This window comes from Cytobacillus horneckiae, assembly GCF_002835735.1.
GTDB classification, from domain to species: domain Bacteria; phylum Bacillota; class Bacilli; order Bacillales; family Cytobacillaceae; genus Cytobacillus; species Cytobacillus horneckiae.
The window spans coordinates 1-23,887 of sequence record NZ_PISD01000022.1 but is presented as its reverse complement, the minus strand read 5'-3'; the positions used below and the strand labels follow the sequence as shown (position 1 = coordinate 23,887).

Here is a 23,887-nt window from a genome sequence, read left to right as displayed (position 1 = left end):
CTGCAACTACTTTTGCGTCTCCACTTCGTTTTGCGTCAGTGATCCTATCTATCTTGTCTAATTTTGTCTTTATTTGTAGGTGACAGGTACCTACAAGGATTTGATGAAGTGGTCGACGGATGTGTTAAAGTTGGCTGTTTCTTCAAGGAATGGGCAGTGGCAGCTGTTTTGGAAGATTTGCAGCTTTGCATTAGGCAGTTGTTCGAGGAGGTGTTCTCCTGCTGCAACTGGTATTAGCTTTTCTTCCTTTCCAAAGCAGAGCAGCGTTGGCACATTAAAGTTAGGCAAGTCTGAACGATAGTCAACAACAGATTGGTCAAATAAAACCGCGCTAGCGATTGATTCCGGTAATTTAGTCGTCTCTTCCAGCATCCATTCTAATTCTGCCTCACTTAAATCTCCTTTAAACATTAATGGAATAAAGCCTGACAGAAACCCCCTTTGATTGCTTTGAATTTCTCTCATAAAGCTTGTTAAGGTTGCCATATCAAATGCGCCGATTTCAAAATCTGGCCATTTAAAATCTGAAGCTAACTCATCGACAATGACTGTTGCTTTTATGTTAATATCACCAAATTGCCTTAAGTAATCCCAAACAACGAATGCCCCCATTGACCAGCCGACAAGCGTTACATTCTGCAAACCGAGCTTCGTAATAAACTGGTTCAGATCATTTGCATAATTGGCTATTGTATGGCCGTAGTGAACATGCTCAGACTGGCCATGAGCACGCAAATCAGGGACAAGAACTCGATACCCTTTCTGGAAAAACGGGACCTGCTCTTTAAAAAACTTTCCGCTCATCCAAACTCCATGGATGAATATTATTGGATCACCGGCACCCGCCTCTTCGTAGTACAGGCTAGCTCCATCATTCAAAATTAAATTAGCCATCAATAACCCCTCCTTATTAAAATATATCTCTTATAAGGGTGAGAATATACTAAATTTTCTATAAACTCAAGCAAGAGTTTTTACGGGCAGTTGGTCCCAGGCCCCACCAACTATGCTTCTTCGATTTCACGAATCTTTGAGGCTGGAGTCTTACTCCCCGTTAATCTGCGATTTATTAATGCTTCGCATTGACTGCTGTTTTTTCTAAAGCTTCGATAATCATATCATCTGCAGGATGCATGGAGAGCGCACATTGTACATCTCTAAATAGCCTCTCAAGCTTGAAGTCTTTAGAAAGTCCTCTTCCACCTGCTATTCTCATACATAATTCAACAATTTTGATTGCTTGATGGCAAACAATATATTTTGCAGCATGAAAGTCTCTAAATAAATCATCTCTTTCTTTATCACTCTCAGAGGCATCCCATTTATCGGCCAATGAATATACGATTGTGCGGGAAGTTGTTAATAACGCCTCTATTTCACCTATCTTTTGGTTTATGTGAGGAATTTCGCAAATTGGGATGTTTAGGCTCGATGAAAAATGATTGACTGTGTAATCTAAAATAAGGTCACGTGCAGCATGTGCAACTCCTAAAAATACAGCTGAAATGAAAAGTAATGTTGAACGGTTTCGTGTGCCCCCTGTTTTCACGAATCGAGAAAGAAGTGCATCCCTAGGCACTTCCACCTCATGAAAAATGAGATGATGACTGCCAGTTGAGCGCATACCGATCGTGTTCCAGCTTTCAACAATTTCTATGCTTTCATTTCTTCTAACTAGAAATTCCCCCAGCACTCCTTCATCTTCAATCCATGCCACAACAATAAATGGATCAGCAATAGGGGATAAAGTTGCAAATGCTTTTTCTCCTGAAATAATATAGCCGTCCTTTATGCGACGGGCAATTGTCTCAGGTTTACTCCCTCTAAATATATTCCCTCCCTTTTTTTCGGTAGCAAAAATATTGATTACATCCCCATTTTCTATTAGTCCTCTGCAAATTTTCTGGAAGCTATTTTCATCCCATTTAAGGGCATTTCTTTCATTTAAAAATAAACATAAATGCCAGCCTGCAGCGAGTGCAACCGATCCATCTCCCTTTGCTAATGCTTCCAAAACGATAATCGTTTCATATAGCGTGGCCTCCTCCCCGCCATATATTTTAGGAATCGTTAAATTTAGCAAACCAGACTCCCTTAATCTAGCAAAAGAGGCAAAGGGAAATTGTGCATCCTGATCATTTGTACTTGCAAAATTCTCAAACTCTAGTGCAAGTGCATTCGCTTTTTCAGCTAAATTCCCCTCTCTGTCATTCCTAATATGAATATCCTTCGTTATCGTTCCAATCATTCCATCACCTCTTCGCTTTAAATTGATCTTCTTCTCTACTATGATCCGTCGCTAGCGGGGGTGTTTCGGAAATGGCTATCACTTCTTCGTAAAGACGTGAATCCATCCATAAATCAACTGCATCTAAAGAGTATTTTAATTGTTCACAATTTCGCGCACCTATAATAGGGGCTGTTACATCCGAATGATTCATCGCCCATCTTACTGCTAATGTGGCTGGATGATAACCATTTTTATGACTAAATTCAACAAACTGATTGGCTATAGAATGATATTGATTGTCCCCGTAGCGTTTCTCATAATTCTTTTGGTCAACTAGCCTTCCTTGAGCTGGCTTTACTCCATTCGCATATTTTCCGGTTAATAATCCTCCTCCTAAAGGGCTGTAAGTGATTACACCAAGGTTTTCTTCGCTGGCAAAAGGAAAGATTTCTACTTCCGCTTGTCTTTTGACAAGACTATACATCGGTTGAATAAGCTCAAACCGGGCAAGGCTTTCCCTCTCAGAAATTCCAAGGGCCTTCATCATTTGCCACGCTGCCCAGTTGCTCACCGCCGGATATAATATTTTCCCATCTGTTTGCAAATCATCCAGTGCCCTTAAAGTCTCCTCCATATCAGTTTCATAATCATAAACATGAATAAAGTAAAACTCGATTCGGTCTGTTCCGAGCCGTTTCAGGCTTTTTTCAACCGACTGAAAGATATGTCTGCGAGATGCACCCCTATCATTCAACCCTTTGCCAATTGGAAAACCAACCTTTGATGTTAAAATGACTTCATCCCTTGATTCCGCAATGCACTTTCCTAAAATCTCCTCTGAACGTCCGCTATTGTACACATTGGCAGTATCGAAAAAGTTAATGCCCTTTTCTCTGCAAAGATGATACATTTTCAACGATTCGGTTTCATCAGCAATACCGCCAAACGACATCGTCCCGAAGCATAAATTTGACACTTTGATACCTGTTTTACCTACGGTGCTATACTCCATTATTAACCCATCCTTTAAGTTTGGTGTAGACGATTCAGACGGAATGCGGCACCCGGATGATCATCAGGCAAAAGTGAATGGCCAATTCCGAAAAGTTTCTCACGCAATGTACCGTTATTATATTCCTTTTTATAAATCCCTCTCTGCTGCAAAATTGGAACAACATATTTGATAAATTCTTCTAAGCTTTTAGGTGTAACAAGATGTGCCAAATTAAATCCATCTATCCCTGTATCTTCAAAGAAAAATTGAATGGCATCCGCAACTTCGTTAGGATTGCCGACAATAACATGACTTCGATCAATTGTTTCAAATCTGTTCAATACTTCCCTGACAGTTAATTTTTTTGGCGCATCTTTTGTTAATGAAGCTGCACGCGTTTGTCCATGTTCCGTATGCTTGTATTCAAAATAACTATCCAAATCTGTATATTCATCAAGATCATAGCCACTAGACCCGCCATATTGCGCTTTTGCAGCATCTGCACTCCAAAGCTTGCAATATTCCATATATTTCTCCTCTGCTTCCGCGGTCGATTCAGCTACAATCACATTCAAAAATGTATATGCTTTAATATGATCAGGGTTTCTTCCGTATTTTTCCGCTCTTTGCTTTATATCCCGAATATAGAATCTAATCTTTTCATTTGTAGGACCGCCAACAAATACGCACTCGGCGTGTTTCGCTGCAAAATCTCTTCCTTTTTCTGAGGTGCCTGCCTGATAGATCACAGGTGTTCGCTGCACAGACGGGTCGGTCAGATGAGGGCCAGCCACTTCATAATATTTGCCGATATGGTTAATTTTATGGACTTTACTAGGATCGATTAAAGTTTGATTATGCACATCTGCAACGACAGCCCCATCCTCCCAGCTCCCCTCCCAGAGTTTATAGGACACCTCCAAAAATTCATCTGCACGATCATACCTTTCGTCATGTTTAATCATTTGCGGCAATCCATAATTCTTAGCTGCGTTTGGCAAATAGGATGTAACAATATTCCAAGCAACTCTGCCGTTTGTTAAATGGTCCAGCGTTGAAAAGCGGCGCGCGTTAGAGAAAGGCTGCTCGTAAGTTGTACTTACGGTGACTGCAAATGACAAGTGCTGAGTGGCACTTGCCATTGCAGATATAATTAACGCAGGATCATTTAATGGGAATTGTACACCTTCTCGTACTGCCGGGTCTTTGCTCTTTTTATAAACATCATATACACCAGCAACGTCAGCAAAGAATATTGCATCAAATTTACCTCTTTCCAATAATTTCGCCATTTCAATCCAATAATTTAATTGATTGTATTGTAGATGCCTTTTACTATCTGGATGCTTCCATAATCCATGAGCATTATGCATTGGGCCCGCCATTTCAAAAGCATTTAATTGAATTTGCTTCCCCATCTCATCACTTCCTAAAAATATTTATTGTTTGCCTGCTTCTATATCCTCTATTAATTGATCAAGCGTTTTCTGCAATTCCTCTGCCGGAATATCGACAACAATATTCGCTCCATTTGAATCTTCCTTAACTGCCTCAATGACTCTTTCTTCCTGATAGATTTCCGCTATTTTTTTATAAGTTTCATTGTCGATATCTTCTGAACGGACAGCAAAAACGTTTAAATAAGGTCGCGTATCTTCACTATGCGGGTCGTCATGAAAAATGGCGTCATCAAGCAACAATCCAGCTTGGCCGGCAATACCGCTGTTAATGATAGAAGCGGCAACATCCGGCAGCACTCTTGGCGTCTGTTGAGCCACGACTGTCATAATCTCTAGCTCCTTTGGATTTTCGGCGATATCATCTGGCGTAGGATAAAGTCCCACACCTTCCTTAAGCTTAAGTAAGCCCGCCTTTTCCAGCACCTTTAATCCTCTGCCAGTATTAGCTGGATCATTCGGGATTGCGATTGTCGAACCATTAGGTATTTCCTCTGTTGTTTTGAACTTTTCTGAGTAAAGTCCCATAGGTGCAACAATGGTTGATCCAATAGGCTTTATATCTACTTCATTTTCGACAATAAATTGGCTTAAAAAAGCAAGATGCTGGAAAGAATTCACGTCTAATTCACCGTTTGCCAATGCTTTATTCGGCAGTGTATAATCGGAAAACTCAACTAATTCAATTTCAATTCCTTCTTCCTTCGCCCTTTCCTTAATAATGTTCCAATACTGCCCATCAGATCCTGTTACACCTATTTTCACATGATTGCTCCCTGAGGCTGATTTCCCCGAACAGCCGACCAGAATGAAGCAAAATAATGCAAATAAAAAAAACAACTGAACTTTCTTTCTCATTTCAATCTCCCCTTTTTCAATTATTTATTTATCGCCGCAAAAATAGCCTTGATAAAAAGTTTCCGATAAATTGAGCAACTTGCACTAATAAAATTAAGATCACTACAGTGACGAGCATGACGGAGGTATCAAACCGCTGGTAGCCGTAAGTCATTGCCAAATCTCCAAGACCACCACCTCCAACGGTACCGGCCATTGCAGAGAAATCTATTAAACCAACTGTTATAAAAGTAATTCCAAGGATTAAAGGCCCTAAAGCTTCCGGAATCAAAACAGTAAATATAATTTGAACCGGACTCGCTCCCATTGCTTGGGCAGCTTCGATAATTCCCGGATCTATTGAAACGAGATTATTTTCTACAACTCTTGCAACTGCAAATGACGCAGCGATTGTCATCGGAAGGACAGCAGCCGCTGTGCCGATCGTCGTTCCCATAATCAAACGTGTAAAAGGACTGAGCGCCACAAGAAAAATGATAAATGGAATTGGTCTAATAATATTAATTAAGAGATTAAGGGTGAGAAAAACAAACCTGTTTTCCAAAATATTTCCCTTTCTTGTGACAAAAAGCAGCAGTCCAATTGCAAGCCCAATGACAGTCGCAAATATAAGTGTAAATAGCACCATTGTAACTGTCTCTCCAGTAGCCTGGATAATACGCGGCCAAAAGGTGCTCCATTCAACCTTCATTATTCACCAGCTCCTTTAAAACCACTATTTTTTCTAGATCAGCAATCACATTTTCCACTTCCGCTGGCGCTCCTATAAATTCAACAATCAGACTCCCAAACAATCTTTCCTGAAGCTCATTTATGTTGCCATAAATAATGTTAAAGTCAATGTCATATTTCTTGCATGTCCTCGATAAAATCGGTTCATTACTCACTCCTTCTTTAAAATAAATCCTAAACATTCTTCCTCTTTGCTCTTTTTTCAGCTTTTCATAAAGCTGGCTGGACAATTTATCATTTAATACCGAACGGATAAAATTCTGTGTTGTTTTCTGCACCGGATTTGTAAATACATCAAATACCTGTCCTTCTTCGATCACACGTCCATCTTCCATTACCGCTACGCGATTGCAAATTTTTTTGATCACATGCATTTCATGGGTAATAAGCATAATTGTAATTTTATAGTCGTTATTAATTTTCTTTAACAAATTAAGAATTTCTTCAGTTGTCTCAGGATCAAGCGCTGAAGTTGCTTCATCACAAATTAAAATATCAGGCGAAGTTGCTAATGCTCTCGCAATCCCTACTCTTTGCTTTTGTCCTCCCGATAGTTTTTCCGGAAATTTTTTCTCCTTGTCTTCAAGTCCGACAAAGGCAAGCAATTCTTTGACTCTAAAATCTATTTTGTCCTTTGGCCAGCCTGCAAGCTTTAATGGGTAAGCAATATTGCCATAAACAGTTCTTGAGCTAAATAAATTAAAAGATTGAAAGATCATCCCTATCTTACTTCTTAGTTTTCTTAATTCCTTTTGAGATAAAGTATTAATAGATTGTTCATTTACGAGAATCTCTCCTGTAGTAGGTCTTTCCAACAAATTCACTAGTCTTAATAATGTGCTCTTTCCAGCTCCACTAAAGCCTATAACCCCAAATATATCTCCCTTCATTACTTCAAGCGTTACATCTTGTACTGCCTTTACTTCGTTTTCATTGCTCCCAAATGTTTTACTCACATGTTGAAACGTAATCAACCCTTCGCCCCCTTTACATATAAAAAGGCAGCTTTCTTTATCAAGAAAGCTGCCTTTAGTCGTCTAATCGGCATCAAATTTTATTTTAATAAAGGCTGATTAACCTTTAAAAAAGCGGTCAGATTAGCCAATTCTTTTTGCAGTCTTTTTTGGACTTCATGATCCAAGAAATAGGAATTGTCTTCTGTTCTTTCTACCTCGGAATCCAGCACGTATACTCCATGAAGAATTGTCTCAGCTCCTAATGCCGAGAACACCGGTTTAAGTGCATAATCAATCATTAATAAATGGCCAAAAGTTCCGCCAATTACAAGCGGTAAAATGACCTTATCGACAAACCCCTTTTGCGGCAGTAAGTCCAAATATGCTTTTAATACACCTGTATATGCTGCTTTATAAACAGGAGTTAATACAATCACAGCATCTGCTTCCGCCACTTTTTTATTCGCTTCAATAATCGCCGGACTATCAAATTTTGCATGCAATAAATCCTCAGCGGGCAAATCTCTTACGATAATTCGTTCAAAAGTGGCACCAGATTTATTTAAAAATGAAATCGCCTCATTCTCTAACCCATTTAATCTAGAATTAGCTGAAGTTCCGCCTGATATGATCGCTACTTTCGTCATTTCCAACTACTCCTTAATATATTTATTTTACAATTGGTTCTTTTCTATATTGTCTTCCCGTATGATGATTTGGCAGCTGATCATAGCCAAATAAGTTATTTCTAAATGTGCCCTTTTCGTACTCTGTGCGGACAAGACCGCGCTCCTGCAAAATTGGAATAACATGTTCTACAAACTCTTCAAATGTACCGGGCGTAACCGCATAGGCAATATTGAATCCGTCAACTCCGGTTTCAGCAATCCACTGCTCCAGCAAATCTGCTATTTTCTCCGGTGTTCCGACTGCTACATGCCCCATCCCGCCTACACCTACATACTTAGCGATGTCATCTACTGTCCAATTTTTAGTAGAATCTATGTTAGTGAACGTTTCAACAATGGATTGAATCGCATCATTCTTTACATACTCAATATGCTCTCCTGCTTCAAAGTCTGCAAATTCAATTCCGCTCCAGCCGCCAAATAATGCGAGTGCACCTTCATAACTAGCATGCTCTTGATAATCACGATATTTCTGCTCTGCCTCTTCTTGTGTTTTCCCGATAATCGGTGTGACTAAAGAAAGAACCTTGACCTCATTCGGATCACGCCCCTCTTCTTTTATATCATTGCGCAGTTTACTTACAATTACTTTTCCAGCCTCAGCTGTTGGTACACTGATAAAGACAAGCTCAGCATGCTTGGCTGCAAATTTTCTTCCTCTTGCAGAAGCGCCTGCTTGGAAAATCACCGGCGTTCTTTGCGGTGAGGGTTCGCATAAATGGGCACCAGGCACTTTAAAATATTTCCCCTCATGCGCAATATCATGGACCTTTTCCGGATCCGCATACAATTTTTTCTCCCTATCTAGTACAACTGCATCATCCTCCCAGCTTCCTTCCCAAAGCTTATAAACGACTTCAAGATATTCATCAGCAATGTCATAGCGCTCATCATGGCTAATTTGCTGCTCCAAACCGATATTAACCGCTGCACTATTCAAATAGGAGGTGACAATATTCCATCCAATCCTTCCTTTAGTTAAATGATCCAGAGTTGAAATCCTTCTTGCAAAAACATATGGATGCTCGTAACTCGTTGATGCTGTTAGTCCAAATCCTAAATGCTCAGTCACTTGAGCCATTAATGGAACGACAAATGCGGGGTCATTTACCGGCACTTGCACCCCTTGGCGCACCGCTGCATCTCTTGAGCCTTGATAAACATCATACGTGCCTAATACGTCTGCTAAAAAAATCGCATCGAACCTTCCTTTTTCAAGGACTTTAGCTAGATCAGTCCAATATTCAGCATCCTTATAATTCGGTGAACAATCATCTTTATGGGTCCATAATCCAGGTGATTGATGGCCTGCACAGTTCATATCAAAGGCGTTTAAATATATTCTTTTTCTAGTCATAGCATTTACCTCCTATTGTATAACTGTCGCTAAATCAATATAGAGATTAAAGTCATGCAATTTTTTATTAAGTCCACCACGTCCAAACTTTATGACATTGCTTTTATTCTTTGTTTCAACATTTTCCGCAGCATAATCGAAGAAAGCAATAAGGAATAATCTGCGGGTAATGATGGATTCAATTCCATAGTTATAAAACCATTGATCAACTGTATGAAATACTCCCTTATTAATCTTGTAACTTTCACTACACCAATTGATAAAATCTAATTCCGGCAAATTTAAAAATCTGCAATGCTTTAGCTCCGTCTGTTTATACTTCTCTTTCTTAACGAATGGCACGAGGTCTCCCCCTATCTATCATGCAAATCATGTCCGTCTATTTCTTCACTACTGCTTTCTTTTTTAATGCAAATCGCTTTTTCTCAGTAATATCTATTTGTGTTATTTCACCATCATGTACTGTGACTGTAACGCAGCCATATTCTAGTTGCTTCAATGTGGAAACGATCGTACTAATTTTTTCTTGATCGATTTGCTTTTCCATGAAGGCCTCCTTTTAATCATTAAAAGTTTCTTTTATATCACGATACTCTTCTTCTAATTGAGACAGCGTCAATCCAGTTAATTGCTCCAGATCATATGCCGATGCATTTGCTTCCAGCAAATAAGTGATAAGGAAAGCTTTTCTTTTTTTAACGGCTGTTTGTAAAATCTTAGCCAACCTCACATCCCCCTATTTCATCATCGTTCAAATAGGATTGCTGCCATTGAATAAATTCATGACTATCTTCTATTATTCTGTCTTTCTCATAATCCATCGTTGCTACATGATAGGACTCATTAAGAACTCTCAGCCATTTGTTCCCTGTTGGCAACTCGCGGAATATTCTATCTGTATTTTCGTGTGGAACAACATGATCTTCGATAGACTTAAAGCATAGTGCCGGGCATTCAATATTTTTTATGCTGCCTGGAGCAAGCTTCATCAGCTTTTGTATTTCACGGACTGCATTGATAGGAACTCGACTATAAGTGATTTCATGTACGGACGGATCTTTAATATCCGGCAGCCCTTCATCTATATAGTTTAAATTAGTCCCATTTTTCAAATAATTATAAGCTGGAATAGACAATGCAGTATTTATAAGAATAATACCTGCCAGCTCCTTAAATCTCTCTGCTAAAAGCAATGTTAGAGTGCCACCCATTGACTGACCTATACAATAAACTTTCCCGCACTGCTTTTTTAACCTTTTATACGCTTCTACAACTGAGTTTAGCCAGTCCTCATACGTGCATTTCTCCAAGTCATAGATATTCGTTCCATGCCCTGCAAGCCTCGGTGCATACACTGTATATCCTAGTTTGGCAAAACTCTGGCCTATAAACTTCACACTTTGTGGAGTGCCAATAAATCCGTGAACAATAAGAATTCCAGTATCACTGCCATTGTAGAAAAATGATTCTGCCCCACTAATAACTCCTTGTGTACGACTCATTCATTCATCCTCCTTTGAAATGCGGAGATGGCTTGCTTTGCCCCGTCAAGCATAAGACGAATCAACGGAAAGGTTGCTTTTCACCTTTTTGTTGATTTGGCTTATGACCTCGAGGGGCTAGCCACCGCAGCTAGACAATTGAAATGCGGAGGTGGCTTGCTTTGCCCCTGCCGTTATTTGACAATGGTTCAGCCATTGCCGATCTTTATCCATATCAATGTTGAATCATGTTGTTTATAAATGCCTTTGGAGGTCCAATCAGCAAGATTACCTAATTCCTAGTTAACACATAAGTTTAATCAACTTAATTAAAATATTAGCCCCACATGTGAAATGATAACCTGCTTTTCACATTTCCATACAAATATAAACTTGGTGAATATCTTGTTTTCTCAGAAGATTTCCCCTATGTTTCAAAGTTAATTTTCCTTTTGGTCAAAAAATAAAACCTCTTCTGAACAAGAAGAGGTTAAAGGACCGATCTTTATCTCTTCTTATCTTTCAAGCATTACGCTTGCTGGAATTGGCACAGTTCAGTTAAGTCTGTTGCCGAGGCTTCAAAGGGCCAGTCCCTCCACCTCTCTTGATAAGAAAGTAAAACTTATATTTATTTGATATATTTACATTAAAACAATTGTAATTGATTGTCAACACATTTTTGAAAATTAGGACTTTTATCTAATTTTTACTCTTCCATCCATTTAGGCTTATGGAATCCGGCGAATTTTTCTGCGATTACTTTTGCAAATTCCTCTGACTCTACTGCTTCAATAATATCTTTACTAACCTGGTTATCTTTATCATCAGCTCTCACTACAATGCGATTTTGAATTTCATCTGGAATCACATCACGATAAATAGCGGCTGTTAAATCAAGGCCTGCTGCCACGGCAAAATTACCATTGATCGCTGCAAAATCTACAGACTCCAAGGATCTAGGTAATTGGGCAGCATCCACCTCATTAAATGTTAATTGCTTTGGATTTTCTTTTACATCGTTTACCGTTGCATTCACTGGATTAATCTCTTCCTTTAATTCTATTAATCCGGCATCTCTTATAACCGTAAGACCCCTTGCTAAATTTGTTGGGTCATTTGCAATCGCCACCGTACTACCTTCTTCAATCTCTTCTAACGAACCATATTTTTCCGAATAAATGCCGATAGGAGCGGTAGGAACTGAAATGATATCAATTAACTCAAGATTTCTTTCTTTATTGAAGTTCTCTAAGTAAACTTTATGCTGAAATAGATTTGCATCCAAGTCTCCGTTATCAAGTGCGATGTTAGGTTGAACATAATCATTAAATTCCTTTACTTCAACATTATATCCTTTCTTTTCTAACTGTGGGACCACACCATCTTTCAACATATCACTATATGGCACAGTCGCTCCCAGTACCAGGTCTTTCCTTTCCTCGCTGGCAGTTGAACTGCAAGCTGTTAATATGATACCAAAAGCTATGAATAATAAACTTAGGAGAAACCATTTCCTATTCATCATTTGCACCTCATCAAATTTTTTAGCGATTAACTGTTTGTATGCCCTTTCTATATTTACTTCCTGGATGGTCAATTGGCAGAACCGAGCTTCCATGATCAAATAGTTTTTCCCTTAAAGACCCCTCTTTATATCCTGTTTTATATAGACCTCTATCTTGAAGAATCGGAACAACCAATTCAATGAAGTCTACTAAACTGGCAGGCGTGACAAGGTGGTTTAAGTTAAATCCATCTACTCCTGACACTTCAAATTGATATTGTATGCGATCTGCTACCTCCTTAGGGTTTCCAACAATGATATTCTCTCGGTCTAAGCCTTCCAAACGGTCGAGCGCTTCTTTAACTGACAATTTTTTTGATGCGTCTTTTGTTAAAGCTGCTGCTTTATAATGGCCATGCTCTGTTTTTTTAAATTCAAATGGGTTATTTAATTCTTCTTCTGTATATTCATCCAGATTATAGCCGCTCGCTCCCCCAAATTGCGCTTTGGCTGCATCAGCACTCCATAAACGATTCAATTCAGCAAATTTCTCCTCTGCTTCTTCTTTTGTTTTTCCAACTATGACCGTTAAAAAAGTGAAGATTTTGATATGGTCTGGATTTCTGCCATATGAAGTGGCCTGCTTTCTTATATCCTCTGTATAATGCCTTACTCTTTCCGGCGTTGGTCCGCCGACAAACACGCATTCAGCATGTTTAGCTGCAAACGCTCTTCCTCGCGGTGATGTTCCAGCTTGATAAATAACTGGTGTCCGCTGTAATGAAGGCTCACTTAAATGCGGTCCTTCCACATCAAAATACTCACCGGAATGGTTAATTTCATGAACCTTGGAGGAATCTATTAAAACACCTTTTCCTCTATCCTCTACTACAGCACCGTCTTCCCAGCTCGCTTCCCAAAGCTTGTAGGAAACCGCTAAATATTCATCAGCAATATCATAACGCTTATCATGCTTTATCATATCCTTCAATCCAAAATTCCTAGCTGCATTTGGCAAATATGAAGTAACCACATTCCAAGCTATACGTCCCTTCGTTAAATGATCTAATGTGGAAAACCGGCGCGCATTGCCAAACGGCGGTTCATATGTTGTACTCACCGTTAATGCAAATGATAAATGCTTTGTAACGCTTGCCATTGCGGGAATAACGAACGCACCATCATTAACTGGAAATTGCAGGCCATCGCGAATAGAAGGCTCCTTGCTTTTTTTATACGTATCATAAACGCCTAAAACATCGGCAAAGAAAACAGCGTCAAACTTCCCCTTTTCTAATAGCTTAGCCAGTTCAATCCAATATTCGAGGTCTTTATATTGCCTATGCCTTTTGGTATCCGCATGTTTCCATAGCCCATGTGAATTGTGCATCGCACTTGTCATTTCAAATGCATTCAAAATGATTTGTTTTGTCATTTTCTTCCCCCACTTAATTATTTTTAGGAACATTCCTTATTGGCATTAAGAGCAAAATAAAACCACCAAAAGCAGAGCAATCAGTTATGATTACTTTTAAATGCTTTTGGTGGTCCAATCAGCAAATATTTAATTCTCTGCTTTTAGCGTAAAAAAACCTCTCCTGTAATAGGAAGAGGTTAAGAATTCAGCTTAATTCCCTTACCTATCTGTCAAGCTCATGGAGCTCGCTGGAATTGGCACAGTTCAGTTAAGTCTGTTGCCGAGGCTTCAAAGGGCCAGTCCCTCCACCTCTCTTGATAAGATAAAAAATATTCAATTTAGGATAATGATACTCTAAAACAATCTAATTCATTTGTCAATCATTTTCACAAAATTCATTTAATTAACTTCAGTTACTTGTGTTTTTAATGCCCTTCTTAAAATCTTCCCTGTCGTATTTTTCGGAAGTTCTTCCAAAAATTCGATAGACGACGGCACTTTGTATTTTGCTAAACGTTCTTTGCTATATTCAATCAAATCATTCGCTGTTAGGTCTTGGTTTTTAGAAACGACATAGCACTTAACTGCTTCCCCAGTATTCGGATCTGGTACTCCGAGAACGGCCGCTTCTACAACTTCAGGATGATTGTAGAAAACTTCTTCAACTTCACGAGGATAGACGTTATATCCCCCGACAATAATCATATCCTTCTTCCGGTCCACAATGTATAAATAGCCTTCTTCATCCATACGGGCTAAATCTCCAGTGTAAAGCCACCCATCTTTAATTGTTGCTGCGGTTTCTTCTGGCATTTTATAATAGCCCTTCATAACATTTGGACCTTTGACAACCAATTCTCCAACCTCACCAACTGGAACATCCTCACCAAGTTCATTGACAACTTTATTTTCCACATTGATGATTGAGCGGCCGATAGATCCTGCTTTTCTTGGGCGATCAAGCGGATTGAAGCATGTAACTGGAGAGGCTTCAGACAAACCATATCCTTCTGAGATCAGCACATTAAATTTCTTTTCGAAATTTTCAAGCAGCGCAACCGGCAAGGAAGCTCCGCCGGAAATACATAACCGGAATGATTTAAAAGCATGTGCATCTCCTTCAGGATATTGATACAAGAAGTTATACATTGTTGGCACACCGGCAAATACAGTCGGCTGATACTTTTCAGCTAGGCGAAAAATCTCTTTAGGACTGAACTTAGGGTCGATTAGGATTGTCCCGCCATTCATTAAAGGCGCATTGAGTGCAACAGTTAAACAGAAGACATGAAACATCGGCAAAGTTGTAATAACGCGATCTTCTTCATTAATATGGAGATAATCACTTACATCCTTTGCATTGCTATATAGGTTCCTGTGGGTTAGCATTGCGCCTTTAGGCTTACCAGTTGTCCCGGAAGTATACAAAATAATCGCAGTCTCATCATCTAGCAGCTCTGGACCTACAAAGCCTAAATCACCTTCGGAAACCACCTCTGTAAACGATTTCATTTTTGAATATACAGATAGTTTAGTCAGATCTTGTCCTGAAGCTTTTCCCTGTGGCGTTTCACATACAATGTAATGCTCAACCTCTGGCAGTGCTCCGTGCATTTTTTCAGCTAATGGCACTAATAAATCAAGCAAAACAATGGCCTTAACATCACCATTTTTAATGATGTAGCCAATCTCATCCGGCGTGTAAATGGGATTGATAGGGATCACTTTTGCTCCGAGGCGCAATGCTCCATATAATCCGATGACAAACTGTGGAGAATTGCCAAGCAGCAATGCAACATTATCCCCTGCTTTAATGCCAATTGATGACAGTCCTGATGCAAACTTTGTTACAGCCGCATCCAATTCTGCGTATGTACTGGATTGATCCATAAAATAATACGCAGTTTTTTCCCCTTTTTCTTGTGCTGTTTTGTGAAGCTGACTTGTTAAATTCAAGTTTCTCCCCCATTTCTGAATGAATAGTCATTCATTTGAAAATAATAATTTTCTAAATTTATTATATTAAAAGAAATTTTAGTATTCAAGTAGGAGGTGCACATTTTGTCGAAATGCGAGTGAGGTTGTTAAGCAACTGATTCCGATCTAGAATATCAAAATCCATTTTAGTTGATAAGAATACTCCAGACTCTAATCAAAAATATCGAAATCTGTTTAAAGTTGATTGATTAATAATACACACGATTCTTATCAAAATACCGAAGTCTGTTTAATGTTGCTAAGAATGCGCTGGAGTTGGCATTTATGACAGTCTTAATTTTCTCATGCTCCCAAATTACAAAATAGCCGTACAAAAAAAGCGCTCGCCACATAAGCGAGCACTCCGCATTTTAATAAACTAAATTAATGAACTCATCCTTTGTTACATTTCCGAAGTAGTGTTTGATTTCTACATCTGCTAACGCTTTTTCTATTTCACTTTTCTCATAGCGCACACCGGCAAGCTTTTCTTCGATTTCGCTTACATCGCCTACACCAAAGAAATCTCCATAGATCTTACATTCTTTAATTTCTCCTTTGTTGACATTTATACGGATATCAATGGAGCCGACTGGGAAACGGTGTGAATGTTCGTAATCAAATTTAGGTGACTTTCCATAGTTCCAATCCCAATTTTGATATCTTTCCTTTGAAATTTTATCTATTTCCTTCCAATCTTCTTCAGTCAATTTATATTCTGGAATATCTTTTGAGTCTTCGAAGATATTTTTAAGCAAGATTTCACGAAACTGTTCTATCGTAATTTTCTCATTAAGAAATTCAGAAATGTTTGCTACTCTGCTGCGAATGGATTTAATTCCTTTTGATTCTATTTTATCTTTTTTTACTTTAAGTGCAGAGACAACGTTTTCAATTTCAGAATCAAGCATTAATGTACCATGGCTAAACATTCTACCGCGTGTAGAAAATTGAGCATTTCCAGAAATTTTTCTGCCGTCGACAGTTAAATCATTGCGCCCGCTCAGCTCAGCATTTACACCCATTTTTTTCAAAGCTTTAATAACAGGTTCAGTAAATTTCAAGAAATTATGAAAGCTCTCACCATCATCTTTAGTTATAAAGCTGAAATTTAAGTTTCCTAAGTCATGATAAACGGCACCTCCGCCAGATAAACGGCGGACAACATGGAGGCTATTTGCTTCTACATATTCTGTATTAATTTCTTCAATCGTATTTTGATTTTTCCCAATGATAATAGATGGTTCATTTATGTAAAACAGCAAATACGATTCATTTATATCCAGATGCTTTAACGCATATTCTTCTATAGCTAAATTTATTCTTGGATCAGTAATTCCCTGGTTATCGATAAATAACATCGTCAACACTCCTTATTTATGTTCAAAAACCCAATTATATTCTGCAAGAGAAATAGGTCCTTTATAATAAGTCGAAGCTTCTACCTTCAACTCTTCAATATTACCATAATGGGGCAAATGAGTTAATAAAAGATGCTTCACTCCTGATAATTGGGCTAATTTACCGGCATCATGACTATTCATATGGCCGGCACCACTTCCATCCTGATGACTGTAAAAATTGCATTCAGCTACTAATAAATCAGCATCTTTACTGAACGGAATAAATTCGGCTTTATATGATGTATCACCGGTATAAACCATGACAGCATGTCCTGCTGATATTCTCATTGCATAACAAGGTACAGGATGTTCTGTTCTCAAAAATGTGATGGAAAACGGGCCGACCTGAAGTGGTTGTTCAGGCTTGTAACTAATTCCTTTCGTAATATCTTTATATGTCAGCTTGCCAAATTCCTGTTCATCTAAAGCATGCCCATAAATAGGTAAAGTGTCTCGTTTTTTTCCTAAGAAGCCCTGAATTAATCGAGCATGCTGTAATACGCCAATATCAGCAATGTGATCAGGATGATAGTGCGACAATATGACTGCATCAAGATCCTCTGGCTGGAAAAAGCTTTGCATTTTTGAAAGCACCGCACTTCCACAATCAATTAATAAAGCAAAACCATCATGCTCTAATAAATAGCCGGCACTTGCTTCTCCGGCACTTGGGTATCCGCCGCAACTTCCGATTACAGTTAGTTTCATGCTTTATCCTCCTAAAAACTGCCCTTTATCACTAATATACAAGATTATGCCCAATTTATCATTTTTGCCGCATTGTATTGAAACAGGCGTTGACAAATAAAAACTGTTATAATACAATATAATTAACAAATAAATTTGACAATTAGGAGGCTTCAACATGATTCAAAGCATTATGGAATTCTTTAGAAATCTCCCTGCAAAACAGTGTTCAGAATGCGGGAAGTCAATGGAAGAGCAGCATGAATGCTATGGAAACAAATGTGATCATTGCCTTGGAATTTCGGACTTATAATTAATAGACTTATATAATCATTGTTTTCCCATCCCCTTTAAATAAATTTAAGCCAGCCGGAAATTCGGCTGGCTTTCTTCTTTTACTGTTCAATGATTGCATTGTATTTCTTTTTAAAAGCTATATGAAAATAGGTAAAAGAGCATATTAAAAAGAGCAAGATAAACCCTGATAATATTCCTGCATTGTGCCACATATAACTAAAATCACCGCTAGTGATTACTGCTTTAAATCCTGATACCGAATACGTCATCGGCAAAAAGGCATTAAAAGCTTGAAGCGGTTCTGGGATTAGCTCTAATGGGAATGTTCCGGCACTAGTGGTTAATTGCAGAATTAAAATAACGATTGCTATAAAACGTCCAGGGTCTCCAAACGCAGTCACAAAAAACTGAATCAAAGTGATGAAAGTTAAGCTTGTAATAATAGCAAACAAAATAAATAACGGAAGACTCTGTACTTTTATATCTAAAAAAGCGATGAGCAAAAATACAGCAATAAGCGCCTGAATAATACCAACGCCACTAATGACTGCCAGTTTGCTCCCAAACCAGCTGGCCGCATTTCTTGGAGGTATCGCTGGTTGACGCAGTGGAAATACAATCGATAATAATAATGCACCTACAAACAGCCCAAGTGATATGAAATATGGAGCAAAGCCTGTTCCATAGTTAGGTACTGTGTTTATTTTATTATTTGTCACTTCCACCGGTCCGGCCATCATTTCATATGTTTCATCATTAGCTGTAACTGATCCAGCTTTGTCAGCACCTTCACCAAGTTTGGATGCTAGCTCGTTGGACCCGTCCAATAATTCATTATTCCCTTGTGTGAGTTTACCAGCTCCATCAGTAAGTTTATTTGTGCCGTCCTGCATGGCCAATGATCCTTGTTCAAGCTCATTTAATCCCGATGATAGCGTATCTGCACCTTTAGCCAACCTTGTTGCCCCTGTAATAGCTGTTTCAAATTGAGTGCCAAATTCATTCATCCCTGTATGGAAATCATTTTGACCTTGTGCTAATTTGCCTGACCCTGCTTCAAGTGATTTTGCAGCATCTTCCAGCTGCTGTATTCCTGCTTGAATTTGTGTCTGACCAGCACTTAACTCTCCAAGTTTGTTTGAAATCGTATTTCCGCCGTTCGCAAGCTGGCCCGCGCTATCAGCCAATTGCCTACTTCCATCGGTTAATGAGTTTAACGCTGTTTGGATTGCAGCTTTTTCTTGACTCTCCTCAGGCAATAGCGTTAATATTTCCTCCATATTTTGCTGAAGCATAACAACTCCTGCATTGTACTGATTCATTTCATTCTGCCATGATTGAAGTCCCGCAGACAGTGATTGACTGCCATCCTTGATATCCTCTGTCCCGTTTATCATAGTTGGAAATTTTTCATTAATCTCCTGTATTCCTGCTCTCGTCTGAGAAATTCCACTCGACAATTCACCGGAACCAGATTCTAATTCATTTGCAGCTTCAGATAAACGTTGGTGTCCTGATTGTAATTGTCCAAACCCTTCTTCCAATGCATTTGCACCTGATGCCAGCTCAATTGAGCCTTGCTTTGCATCATACACACCGCTGCTAAATTGAATTGATTTTGCTGCTAAGGTGCTTAAACTATCGTGTAAAGTCTTTGAACCTTCATTTACCTCATCAATCCCTTTATTTAGGGCGCTGGCTCCATCCTCTGCTTCACTCAGCCCATCAGCCATTTCTGTAATCTTATCGAACATCGTTTCTGCATATGTTTCTGTAATTTTTTCAGAAAGGGTGAATTTAATTTGATCAATGGCTGTTCCGCCAATTTGTGCCGATAGAAAATTATAGCCTTCATTAGGCACATATATTAATGATAGCTTTTGAGGGTGATCCTCTAATAAGGTGGTTGCTCTCTGTGAAAAGTCGTTAGGAATTTCCACGAGCATATAATATTCTTCCTTCTCTAAGTTGCGATATCCATCCTTTTTATCGACGAATTTAAAGTCAAACTCCTTACTATCTTTCAAGTTTTTAACTAACTCATTACCTAGCTTTAATTCTTTCCCTTCAAATTCTGCTCCTTCATCTTCATTCACAATAGCAACCGGCAAATCTTGCAAGCGATCATAAGGGTCCCAAAAAGCCCATAAAAACATGCCCGTATATAGGATGGGAATAAATAAGATGGCAATTATCGGTATCAATAATTTTCTATTATTTAAAATCGACTTGGCTTCCTCTTTTAATAATTTCATAAATAAAACTCCTTTATAGAATATATGACCATTTTGTTCATTTGGTCATTTTATGCCTAAAATGAGGATTATCTATATTGATAATCCTTTAAAAACATATTGCTCTAGCAATTCAGCTATCTCTTGTTTTTCTAACGGTGGATGTTCTTTTTCCCAGTCAAATATGAGTGAAATATACAGTTTTAACATAATAAATGCGGTAAGCTGCGGATCGCATTGTTTAATTTCCCCTTTGTCTATTCCGAGGGTTTGCACCTTGCCAGCAATATACTGAATGATTTCCTTTTCCAGTCTTGCCATTACTTCAAGGACAGCCGGCGTCCCCATTTCTCGCTCTTCTTGAAACAGTTTTATCGTCAATTGGTGCTCCATACGATATTCCAATATTCTGTAAAGGGCTCGATGGAGGTTTTCCTGAAATGATCGTTCTGAATCAATCGCTTGCTCTGCTTCACTCTTCATTTCCTTTATTAAAGAAGAGATAATCTCATCAAACAGCTCCTCTTTATTTTTGAAAAAAGTATATATTGTCCCTTTGCCGACATTAGCAATCTTAGCCACTTGATCCATAGTCGTCGCTTTGTAACCAAAAAGCGAAAAGGATTTCGTAGCTGCCTTTACAATTAATTGTTTTCTGTCAATTGCCATCTTTTTCACCCAGCTCCCCTTTTTGACCAGATGAACATTTCAGTCATTATGTTCAGTCGTTAATTTACCACAAAAAATTAATAATAGCAACAAAATTTTTATGTAAAAATTGACCGCTTTATACTTACTATAAGCAAGCCTAAAACGGTCATCATTGTTTCTTATTTAATGTGGTCTAAAACAACTGTTGCCATTGCATCAATAAATTCCGGCTTTGCATTAGGCATCTCAGGGCGATAGTACGCTGCACCAACTTCATCTGTCACCACTTTGCATTCATAATCATTATCATAAAGTACTTCTAAATGATCTGCGACAAATCCAACTGGGGTATAAATAAATGCTTTATATCCCTCTTTTTCATAAAGTTCCTTCGTTAAATCTTGAACATCTGGTCCAAGCCAAGGATCAGGTGTATTCCCTGCACTTTGCCAGCCGACAGCATAATGACTTACACCAGCCTGCTCAGCAATTAAATCTGCTGTTTCTTTCAGCTGATCAGGATATGGATCTCCAAGCTCTTTAATTTTTTCAGGAAGACTATGCGCAGATACTACTAAAATAAAGTTATCTTTTTCCGCTGCAGTCATTTTTGACACTTCGCCTTTTACGCCATCTGCCCAAAATTGAATGAATTTTGGTTCTTTGTACCAGCTTTCAATCGAAGTGATTTGCGGTCCGCCAATTTTCTCAGCCGCTTCCCTCGCACGTCCGTTGTACGATTGAATACTGAATGTGGAGAAGTGGGGTGCAAGCACAATACTTACTGCTTCCTCAATACCATCTTCATACATTTGCTGAACAGCATCCTCAACAAATGGTTCAATATGCTTTAAGCCAATATACGCTTTAAACTCATATTGATCCTGAATGCTATTTAAATGATTTTGTAAAGAATATGCTTGATTTTCAGTTATTTTTGCTAATGGTGAAATACCGCCGATTGCTTCATAACGCCCTTTTAAATCTTCAAGCATTTCATCAGTCGGTCTTCTTCCATGTCTAATATGTGTATAATAGCGTTCGATATCCTCTTCCTTATAAGGTGTACCGTATGCCATAACTAAAAGTCCCATTTTTCTCTTGCTCAAATTGTCCACCTCTTAAAGTTAGTTCTTATATAGATCCAATAAATACCTTTTATTATTTTGCCAACTTTTCTGCAGAATACTCATGTACAAATGCGGTTAGCTTTTTAAGTGTCTCTGGCTTCACTTCAGGAAATACGCCATGTCCAAGATTGAAAATGTATCCTGGCTGTTTCATCCCCTGGTCTAGTATTTCTTTAGTCTTTTCTTCAATAACTTCCCAAGGCGCAAGTAGCAAAGCTGGTTCAAGGTTGCCCTGTACAGTTTTACTAATCCCCATTGCCCTTGCTTCTTGGATAGGCAATCTCCAATCTAAGCCTACTACATCTAAAGGTAAATCATGCCATTCCTTGGCAAGATGGCTTGCACCAACACCAAACATAATAAGCGGAACATTTTCTTCTCTTAATGAAGAAAAAATCCTTTCCATTACTGGCTTTATGTAATATCGGTAATCTTCAACATTCAAAGCGCCAACCCAAGAATCAAATATTTGGATAACGGATGCACCCGCTTTTATTTGCGCTTTTACATAGCTAATAGCCATATCACCAAGCTTGTCCATTAAGACAAACCATGCTTTTGGCTCTGAATACATAAATGCTTTTGTTTTATGATAGTTTTTAGAAGGTCCGCCCTCAATCATATAGCTTGCTAAAGTAAACGGTGCTCCTGTGAAGCCGATTAGCGGAACAGTTAATTGCTCTTGAGTCAACAATTTGATTGTATCAAGAACATATGGAACATCCTCTTCTGGATTAATCTCACCCAGTTTTTCAACATCTGCATATGATTGGATTGGATTATCAATTACAGGTCCAATTCCTGATTTTATTTCTACATCCATACCGATAGCTGGCAGAGGCGTCATTATATCCTTGTACAGTACGGCGGCGTCATTGTTATACTGTTCAACAGGAAGTCTTGTCACATATGCGCAAAGCTCCGGCTGATGAGTAATTTCAAATAATGAATATTTTTCTTTAATGGCTCTATATTCTGGCTGAGAACGACCGGCTTGCCTCATATACCACACTGGTACATAATCCGTTCTCTCTCCCCAGGCTGCTTTAAGGAATGTATCATTTATTTTCATTGTCATTGGTAATATCCACCTTTCAACACATGTCTGCATACCATTGTAATATAACTATATAAAAAATAGAATCTTTGTAGCAACTTTATGTATACATTCATGATTAATATAACTTTTTTTATTGATAGTTGTACAGTTTTCATCCCAAAATGTCGATAATTTGACGTTTTTATGTAAAAAGTTTAAGGAATGATAATAATAAGGAGTGAAATATTATGAACTTTTATATCACAAGCGGGACAAACAGCTTTTTAAGCATGATTAAAAAGAAACATAATAAAGAAGAGATGACATTCATGCAAAATAGCCAGCATTCCCTACTTGTTCATGAAACGGCAAAAAAAAGCAAATTTCAACAGCCGCGTTCATACAAAATCATTGATCAATACGGACAATTATCAGATGGAAGTTTCGCAAGCCTAAATTATATTCCCGTTACGGATGAAGGAAAACCTATTTTTATCTATACGTATAAAAATCTCTCGGAGAAATTGGACAAAGCAGCAGGCTTACAAGCGGTTCGTGTTCTCGAACCTTTCAAATCAAATACTTTTGTTGTCCTCACAGTTTGGAAAAATGAAGCATACTATAAAGACTGGGAAGCAACAGATAGCTTTGAGAACCTGAAGCAAACTAATAACAATCAGCAAATTTTGGCTGATCCTGCGTATTCAGCACATTATTATATTCAAAACGATGAAGAATAACAATTTCTATATAAGCCGCACCCCCTATTGATTGAACTGCACCCCAATTGTTAG

The 23,887-nt window shown here is 38.5% G+C and carries 24 protein-coding genes and 2 riboswitches; of the genes, 2 read left to right on the top strand and 22 right to left on the bottom strand.

What is annotated here, in order from left to right:
* Nucleotides 1-90: 90 nt before the first annotated feature.
* From CWS20_RS11550 to CWS20_RS11465, 18 genes are all read right to left on the bottom strand, one after another.
* Nucleotides 91-894, bottom strand: coding sequence for an alpha/beta fold hydrolase (locus tag CWS20_RS11550; RefSeq protein WP_066195952.1), 804 nt, complete (start codon nt 892-894; stop codon nt 91-93).
* A 175-nt stretch (nt 895-1,069) separates the two neighbouring features.
* Nucleotides 1,070-2,248 carry an acyl-CoA dehydrogenase family protein gene (locus CWS20_RS11545; protein WP_066195950.1) on the bottom strand — a complete coding sequence of 393 codons (1,179 nt, stop codon included), beginning with the start codon at nt 2,246-2,248 and terminating at the stop codon, nt 1,070-1,072.
* Nucleotides 2,249-2,252: 4 nt separating this feature from the next.
* Complete coding sequence (locus tag CWS20_RS11540) at nt 2,253-3,242, bottom strand: aldo/keto reductase (protein ID WP_066195948.1); 990 nt, start codon at nt 3,240-3,242, stop codon at nt 2,253-2,255.
* A 14-nt stretch (nt 3,243-3,256) separates the two neighbouring features.
* Complete coding sequence (locus tag CWS20_RS11535; protein WP_066195943.1) at nt 3,257-4,642, bottom strand: LLM class flavin-dependent oxidoreductase; 1,386 nt, start codon at nt 4,640-4,642, stop codon at nt 3,257-3,259.
* Between the two features lie 21 nt (nt 4,643-4,663).
* Nucleotides 4,664-5,539 carry a MetQ/NlpA family ABC transporter substrate-binding protein gene (locus CWS20_RS11530; RefSeq protein ID WP_066195940.1) on the bottom strand — a complete coding sequence of 292 codons (876 nt, stop codon included), beginning with the start codon at nt 5,537-5,539 and terminating at the stop codon, nt 4,664-4,666.
* Between the two features lie 28 nt (nt 5,540-5,567).
* On the bottom strand, nt 5,568-6,230 hold the full coding sequence (locus tag CWS20_RS11525; RefSeq protein ID WP_066195938.1) for a methionine ABC transporter permease: 663 nt from the start codon (nt 6,228-6,230) through the stop codon (nt 5,568-5,570).
* On the bottom strand, nt 6,220-7,245 hold the full coding sequence (locus CWS20_RS11520; protein WP_066195936.1) for a methionine ABC transporter ATP-binding protein: 1,026 nt from the start codon (nt 7,243-7,245) through the stop codon (nt 6,220-6,222). The genes CWS20_RS11525 and CWS20_RS11520 overlap by 11 nt, the downstream gene beginning before the upstream one ends.
* Before the next feature lie 80 nt (nt 7,246-7,325).
* A complete protein-coding gene (gene ssuE / locus CWS20_RS11515; RefSeq protein ID WP_066195934.1) occupies nt 7,326-7,874 on the bottom strand; it encodes an NADPH-dependent FMN reductase in 549 nt (182 codons plus the stop codon).
* 22 nt (nt 7,875-7,896) lie between these two features.
* Nucleotides 7,897-9,273, bottom strand: coding sequence for an LLM class flavin-dependent oxidoreductase (locus CWS20_RS11510; protein ID WP_066195932.1), 1,377 nt, complete (start codon nt 9,271-9,273; stop codon nt 7,897-7,899).
* A 12-nt stretch (nt 9,274-9,285) separates the two neighbouring features.
* Nucleotides 9,286-9,615 (bottom strand): hypothetical protein, encoded by a 330-nt coding sequence (locus CWS20_RS11505; RefSeq protein ID WP_066195929.1) that lies wholly within the window; start codon nt 9,613-9,615, stop codon nt 9,286-9,288.
* A 37-nt stretch (nt 9,616-9,652) separates the two neighbouring features.
* Nucleotides 9,653-9,820, bottom strand: coding sequence for a YezD family protein (locus CWS20_RS11500; RefSeq protein ID WP_066195926.1), 168 nt, complete (start codon nt 9,818-9,820; stop codon nt 9,653-9,655).
* Nucleotides 9,821-9,832: 12 nt separating this feature from the next.
* A complete protein-coding gene (gene fbpA / locus CWS20_RS11495) occupies nt 9,833-9,997 on the bottom strand; it encodes a Fur-regulated basic protein FbpA (RefSeq protein WP_101226309.1) in 165 nt (54 codons plus the stop codon).
* Nucleotides 9,990-10,775, bottom strand: coding sequence for an alpha/beta hydrolase (locus CWS20_RS11490; protein ID WP_066195922.1), 786 nt, complete (start codon nt 10,773-10,775; stop codon nt 9,990-9,992). The genes fbpA and CWS20_RS11490 overlap by 8 nt, the downstream gene beginning before the upstream one ends.
* 491 nt (nt 10,776-11,266) lie before the next feature.
* Nucleotides 11,267-11,368, bottom strand: a riboswitch (SAM riboswitch).
* A 92-nt stretch (nt 11,369-11,460) separates the two neighbouring features.
* Entirely contained in the window at nt 11,461-12,279 is an 819-nt protein-coding gene (locus CWS20_RS11485; protein WP_241504172.1) for a MetQ/NlpA family ABC transporter substrate-binding protein, read from the bottom strand.
* Between the two features lie 19 nt (nt 12,280-12,298).
* Complete coding sequence (locus CWS20_RS11480; RefSeq protein WP_066195916.1) at nt 12,299-13,693, bottom strand: LLM class flavin-dependent oxidoreductase; 1,395 nt, start codon at nt 13,691-13,693, stop codon at nt 12,299-12,301.
* A 202-nt stretch (nt 13,694-13,895) separates the two neighbouring features.
* Nucleotides 13,896-13,999: riboswitch (SAM riboswitch) on the bottom strand.
* Between the two features lie 75 nt (nt 14,000-14,074).
* On the bottom strand, nt 14,075-15,631 hold the full coding sequence (locus tag CWS20_RS11475; RefSeq protein ID WP_066195911.1) for a fatty acid--CoA ligase family protein: 1,557 nt from the start codon (nt 15,629-15,631) through the stop codon (nt 14,075-14,077).
* A gap of 392 nt (nt 15,632-16,023) precedes the next feature.
* On the bottom strand, nt 16,024-17,013 hold the full coding sequence (lplA, locus tag CWS20_RS11470; RefSeq protein ID WP_066195909.1) for a lipoate--protein ligase: 990 nt from the start codon (nt 17,011-17,013) through the stop codon (nt 16,024-16,026).
* Between the two features lie 12 nt (nt 17,014-17,025).
* On the bottom strand, nt 17,026-17,763 hold the full coding sequence (locus CWS20_RS11465) for an MBL fold metallo-hydrolase (RefSeq protein WP_066195906.1): 738 nt from the start codon (nt 17,761-17,763) through the stop codon (nt 17,026-17,028).
* Between the two features lie 157 nt (nt 17,764-17,920).
* Here CWS20_RS11465 and yhfH point away from each other — a divergent pair, with 157 nt between their 5' ends.
* Entirely contained in the window at nt 17,921-18,055 is a 135-nt protein-coding gene (yhfH, locus tag CWS20_RS11460) for a protein YhfH (protein WP_066195903.1), read from the top strand.
* A gap of 82 nt (nt 18,056-18,137) precedes the next feature.
* Here the strand turns inward: yhfH and CWS20_RS11455 are convergent, their stop codons facing one another.
* The 4 genes from CWS20_RS11455 to hemE form a co-directional block, all read right to left on the bottom strand.
* The gene (locus CWS20_RS11455) at nt 18,138-20,294 is read right to left on the bottom strand and encodes a YhgE/Pip domain-containing protein (protein ID WP_101226308.1); all 2,157 of its coding nucleotides are present in this window, start codon (nt 20,292-20,294) and stop codon (nt 18,138-18,140) included.
* A gap of 72 nt (nt 20,295-20,366) precedes the next feature.
* The gene (locus tag CWS20_RS11450) at nt 20,367-20,942 is read right to left on the bottom strand and encodes a TetR/AcrR family transcriptional regulator (RefSeq protein WP_066201472.1); all 576 of its coding nucleotides are present in this window, start codon (nt 20,940-20,942) and stop codon (nt 20,367-20,369) included.
* A gap of 161 nt (nt 20,943-21,103) precedes the next feature.
* Nucleotides 21,104-22,033, bottom strand: coding sequence for a ferrochelatase (hemH, locus tag CWS20_RS11445; protein ID WP_066195894.1), 930 nt, complete (start codon nt 22,031-22,033; stop codon nt 21,104-21,106).
* A 52-nt stretch (nt 22,034-22,085) separates the two neighbouring features.
* Complete coding sequence (hemE, locus tag CWS20_RS11440) at nt 22,086-23,132, bottom strand: uroporphyrinogen decarboxylase (RefSeq protein ID WP_066195891.1); 1,047 nt, start codon at nt 23,130-23,132, stop codon at nt 22,086-22,088.
* A 209-nt stretch (nt 23,133-23,341) separates the two neighbouring features.
* Here hemE and CWS20_RS11435 point away from each other — a divergent pair, with 209 nt between their 5' ends.
* Nucleotides 23,342-23,833 carry an antibiotic biosynthesis monooxygenase family protein gene (locus CWS20_RS11435; protein ID WP_066195886.1) on the top strand — a complete coding sequence of 164 codons (492 nt, stop codon included), beginning with the start codon at nt 23,342-23,344 and terminating at the stop codon, nt 23,831-23,833.
* Nucleotides 23,834-23,887: the final 54 nt, after the last annotated feature.

Bases quoted from the DNA above. Each gene is read 5' to 3' on its own strand.
- hemE (WP_066195891.1), bottom strand. From the start codon at position 23,132: ATGACAATGAAAATAAATGATACATTCCTTAAAGCAGCCTGGGGAGAG.
- CWS20_RS11545 (WP_066195950.1), bottom strand. From the start codon at position 2,248: ATGATTGGAACGATAACGAAGGATATTCATATTAGGAATGACAGAGAG.
- CWS20_RS11485 (WP_241504172.1), bottom strand. From the start codon at position 12,279: ATGATGAATAGGAAATGGTTTCTCCTAAGTTTATTATTCATAGCTTTT.
- CWS20_RS11500 (WP_066195926.1), bottom strand. From the start codon at position 9,820: ATGGAAAAGCAAATCGATCAAGAAAAAATTAGTACGATCGTTTCCACA.
- CWS20_RS11490 (WP_066195922.1), bottom strand. From the start codon at position 10,775: ATGAGTCGTACACAAGGAGTTATTAGTGGGGCAGAATCATTTTTCTAC.
- CWS20_RS11540 (WP_066195948.1), bottom strand. From the start codon at position 3,242: ATGGAGTATAGCACCGTAGGTAAAACAGGTATCAAAGTGTCAAATTTA.
- CWS20_RS11535 (WP_066195943.1), bottom strand. From the start codon at position 4,642: ATGGGGAAGCAAATTCAATTAAATGCTTTTGAAATGGCGGGCCCAATG.
- CWS20_RS11550 (WP_066195952.1), bottom strand. From the start codon at position 894: ATGGCTAATTTAATTTTGAATGATGGAGCTAGCCTGTACTACGAAGAG.
- CWS20_RS11465 (WP_066195906.1), bottom strand. From the start codon at position 17,763: ATGAAACTAACTGTAATCGGAAGTTGCGGCGGATACCCAAGTGCCGGA.
- CWS20_RS11480 (WP_066195916.1), bottom strand. From the start codon at position 13,693: ATGACAAAACAAATCATTTTGAATGCATTTGAAATGACAAGTGCGATG.
- CWS20_RS11510 (WP_066195932.1), bottom strand. From the start codon at position 9,273: ATGACTAGAAAAAGAATATATTTAAACGCCTTTGATATGAACTGTGCA.
- CWS20_RS11530 (WP_066195940.1), bottom strand. From the start codon at position 5,539: ATGAGAAAGAAAGTTCAGTTGTTTTTTTTATTTGCATTATTTTGCTTC.
- ssuE (WP_066195934.1), bottom strand. From the start codon at position 7,874: ATGACGAAAGTAGCGATCATATCAGGCGGAACTTCAGCTAATTCTAGA.
- CWS20_RS11450 (WP_066201472.1), bottom strand. From the start codon at position 20,942: ATGGCAATTGACAGAAAACAATTAATTGTAAAGGCAGCTACGAAATCC.
- CWS20_RS11455 (WP_101226308.1), bottom strand. From the start codon at position 20,294: ATGAAATTATTAAAAGAGGAAGCCAAGTCGATTTTAAATAATAGAAAA.
- lplA (WP_066195909.1), bottom strand. From the start codon at position 17,013: ATGTTATTTATCGATAACCAGGGAATTACTGATCCAAGAATAAATTTA.
- CWS20_RS11525 (WP_066195938.1), bottom strand. From the start codon at position 6,230: ATGAAGGTTGAATGGAGCACCTTTTGGCCGCGTATTATCCAGGCTACT.
- CWS20_RS11435 (WP_066195886.1), top strand. From the start codon at position 23,342: ATGAACTTTTATATCACAAGCGGGACAAACAGCTTTTTAAGCATGATT.
- yhfH (WP_066195903.1), top strand. From the start codon at position 17,921: ATGATTCAAAGCATTATGGAATTCTTTAGAAATCTCCCTGCAAAACAG.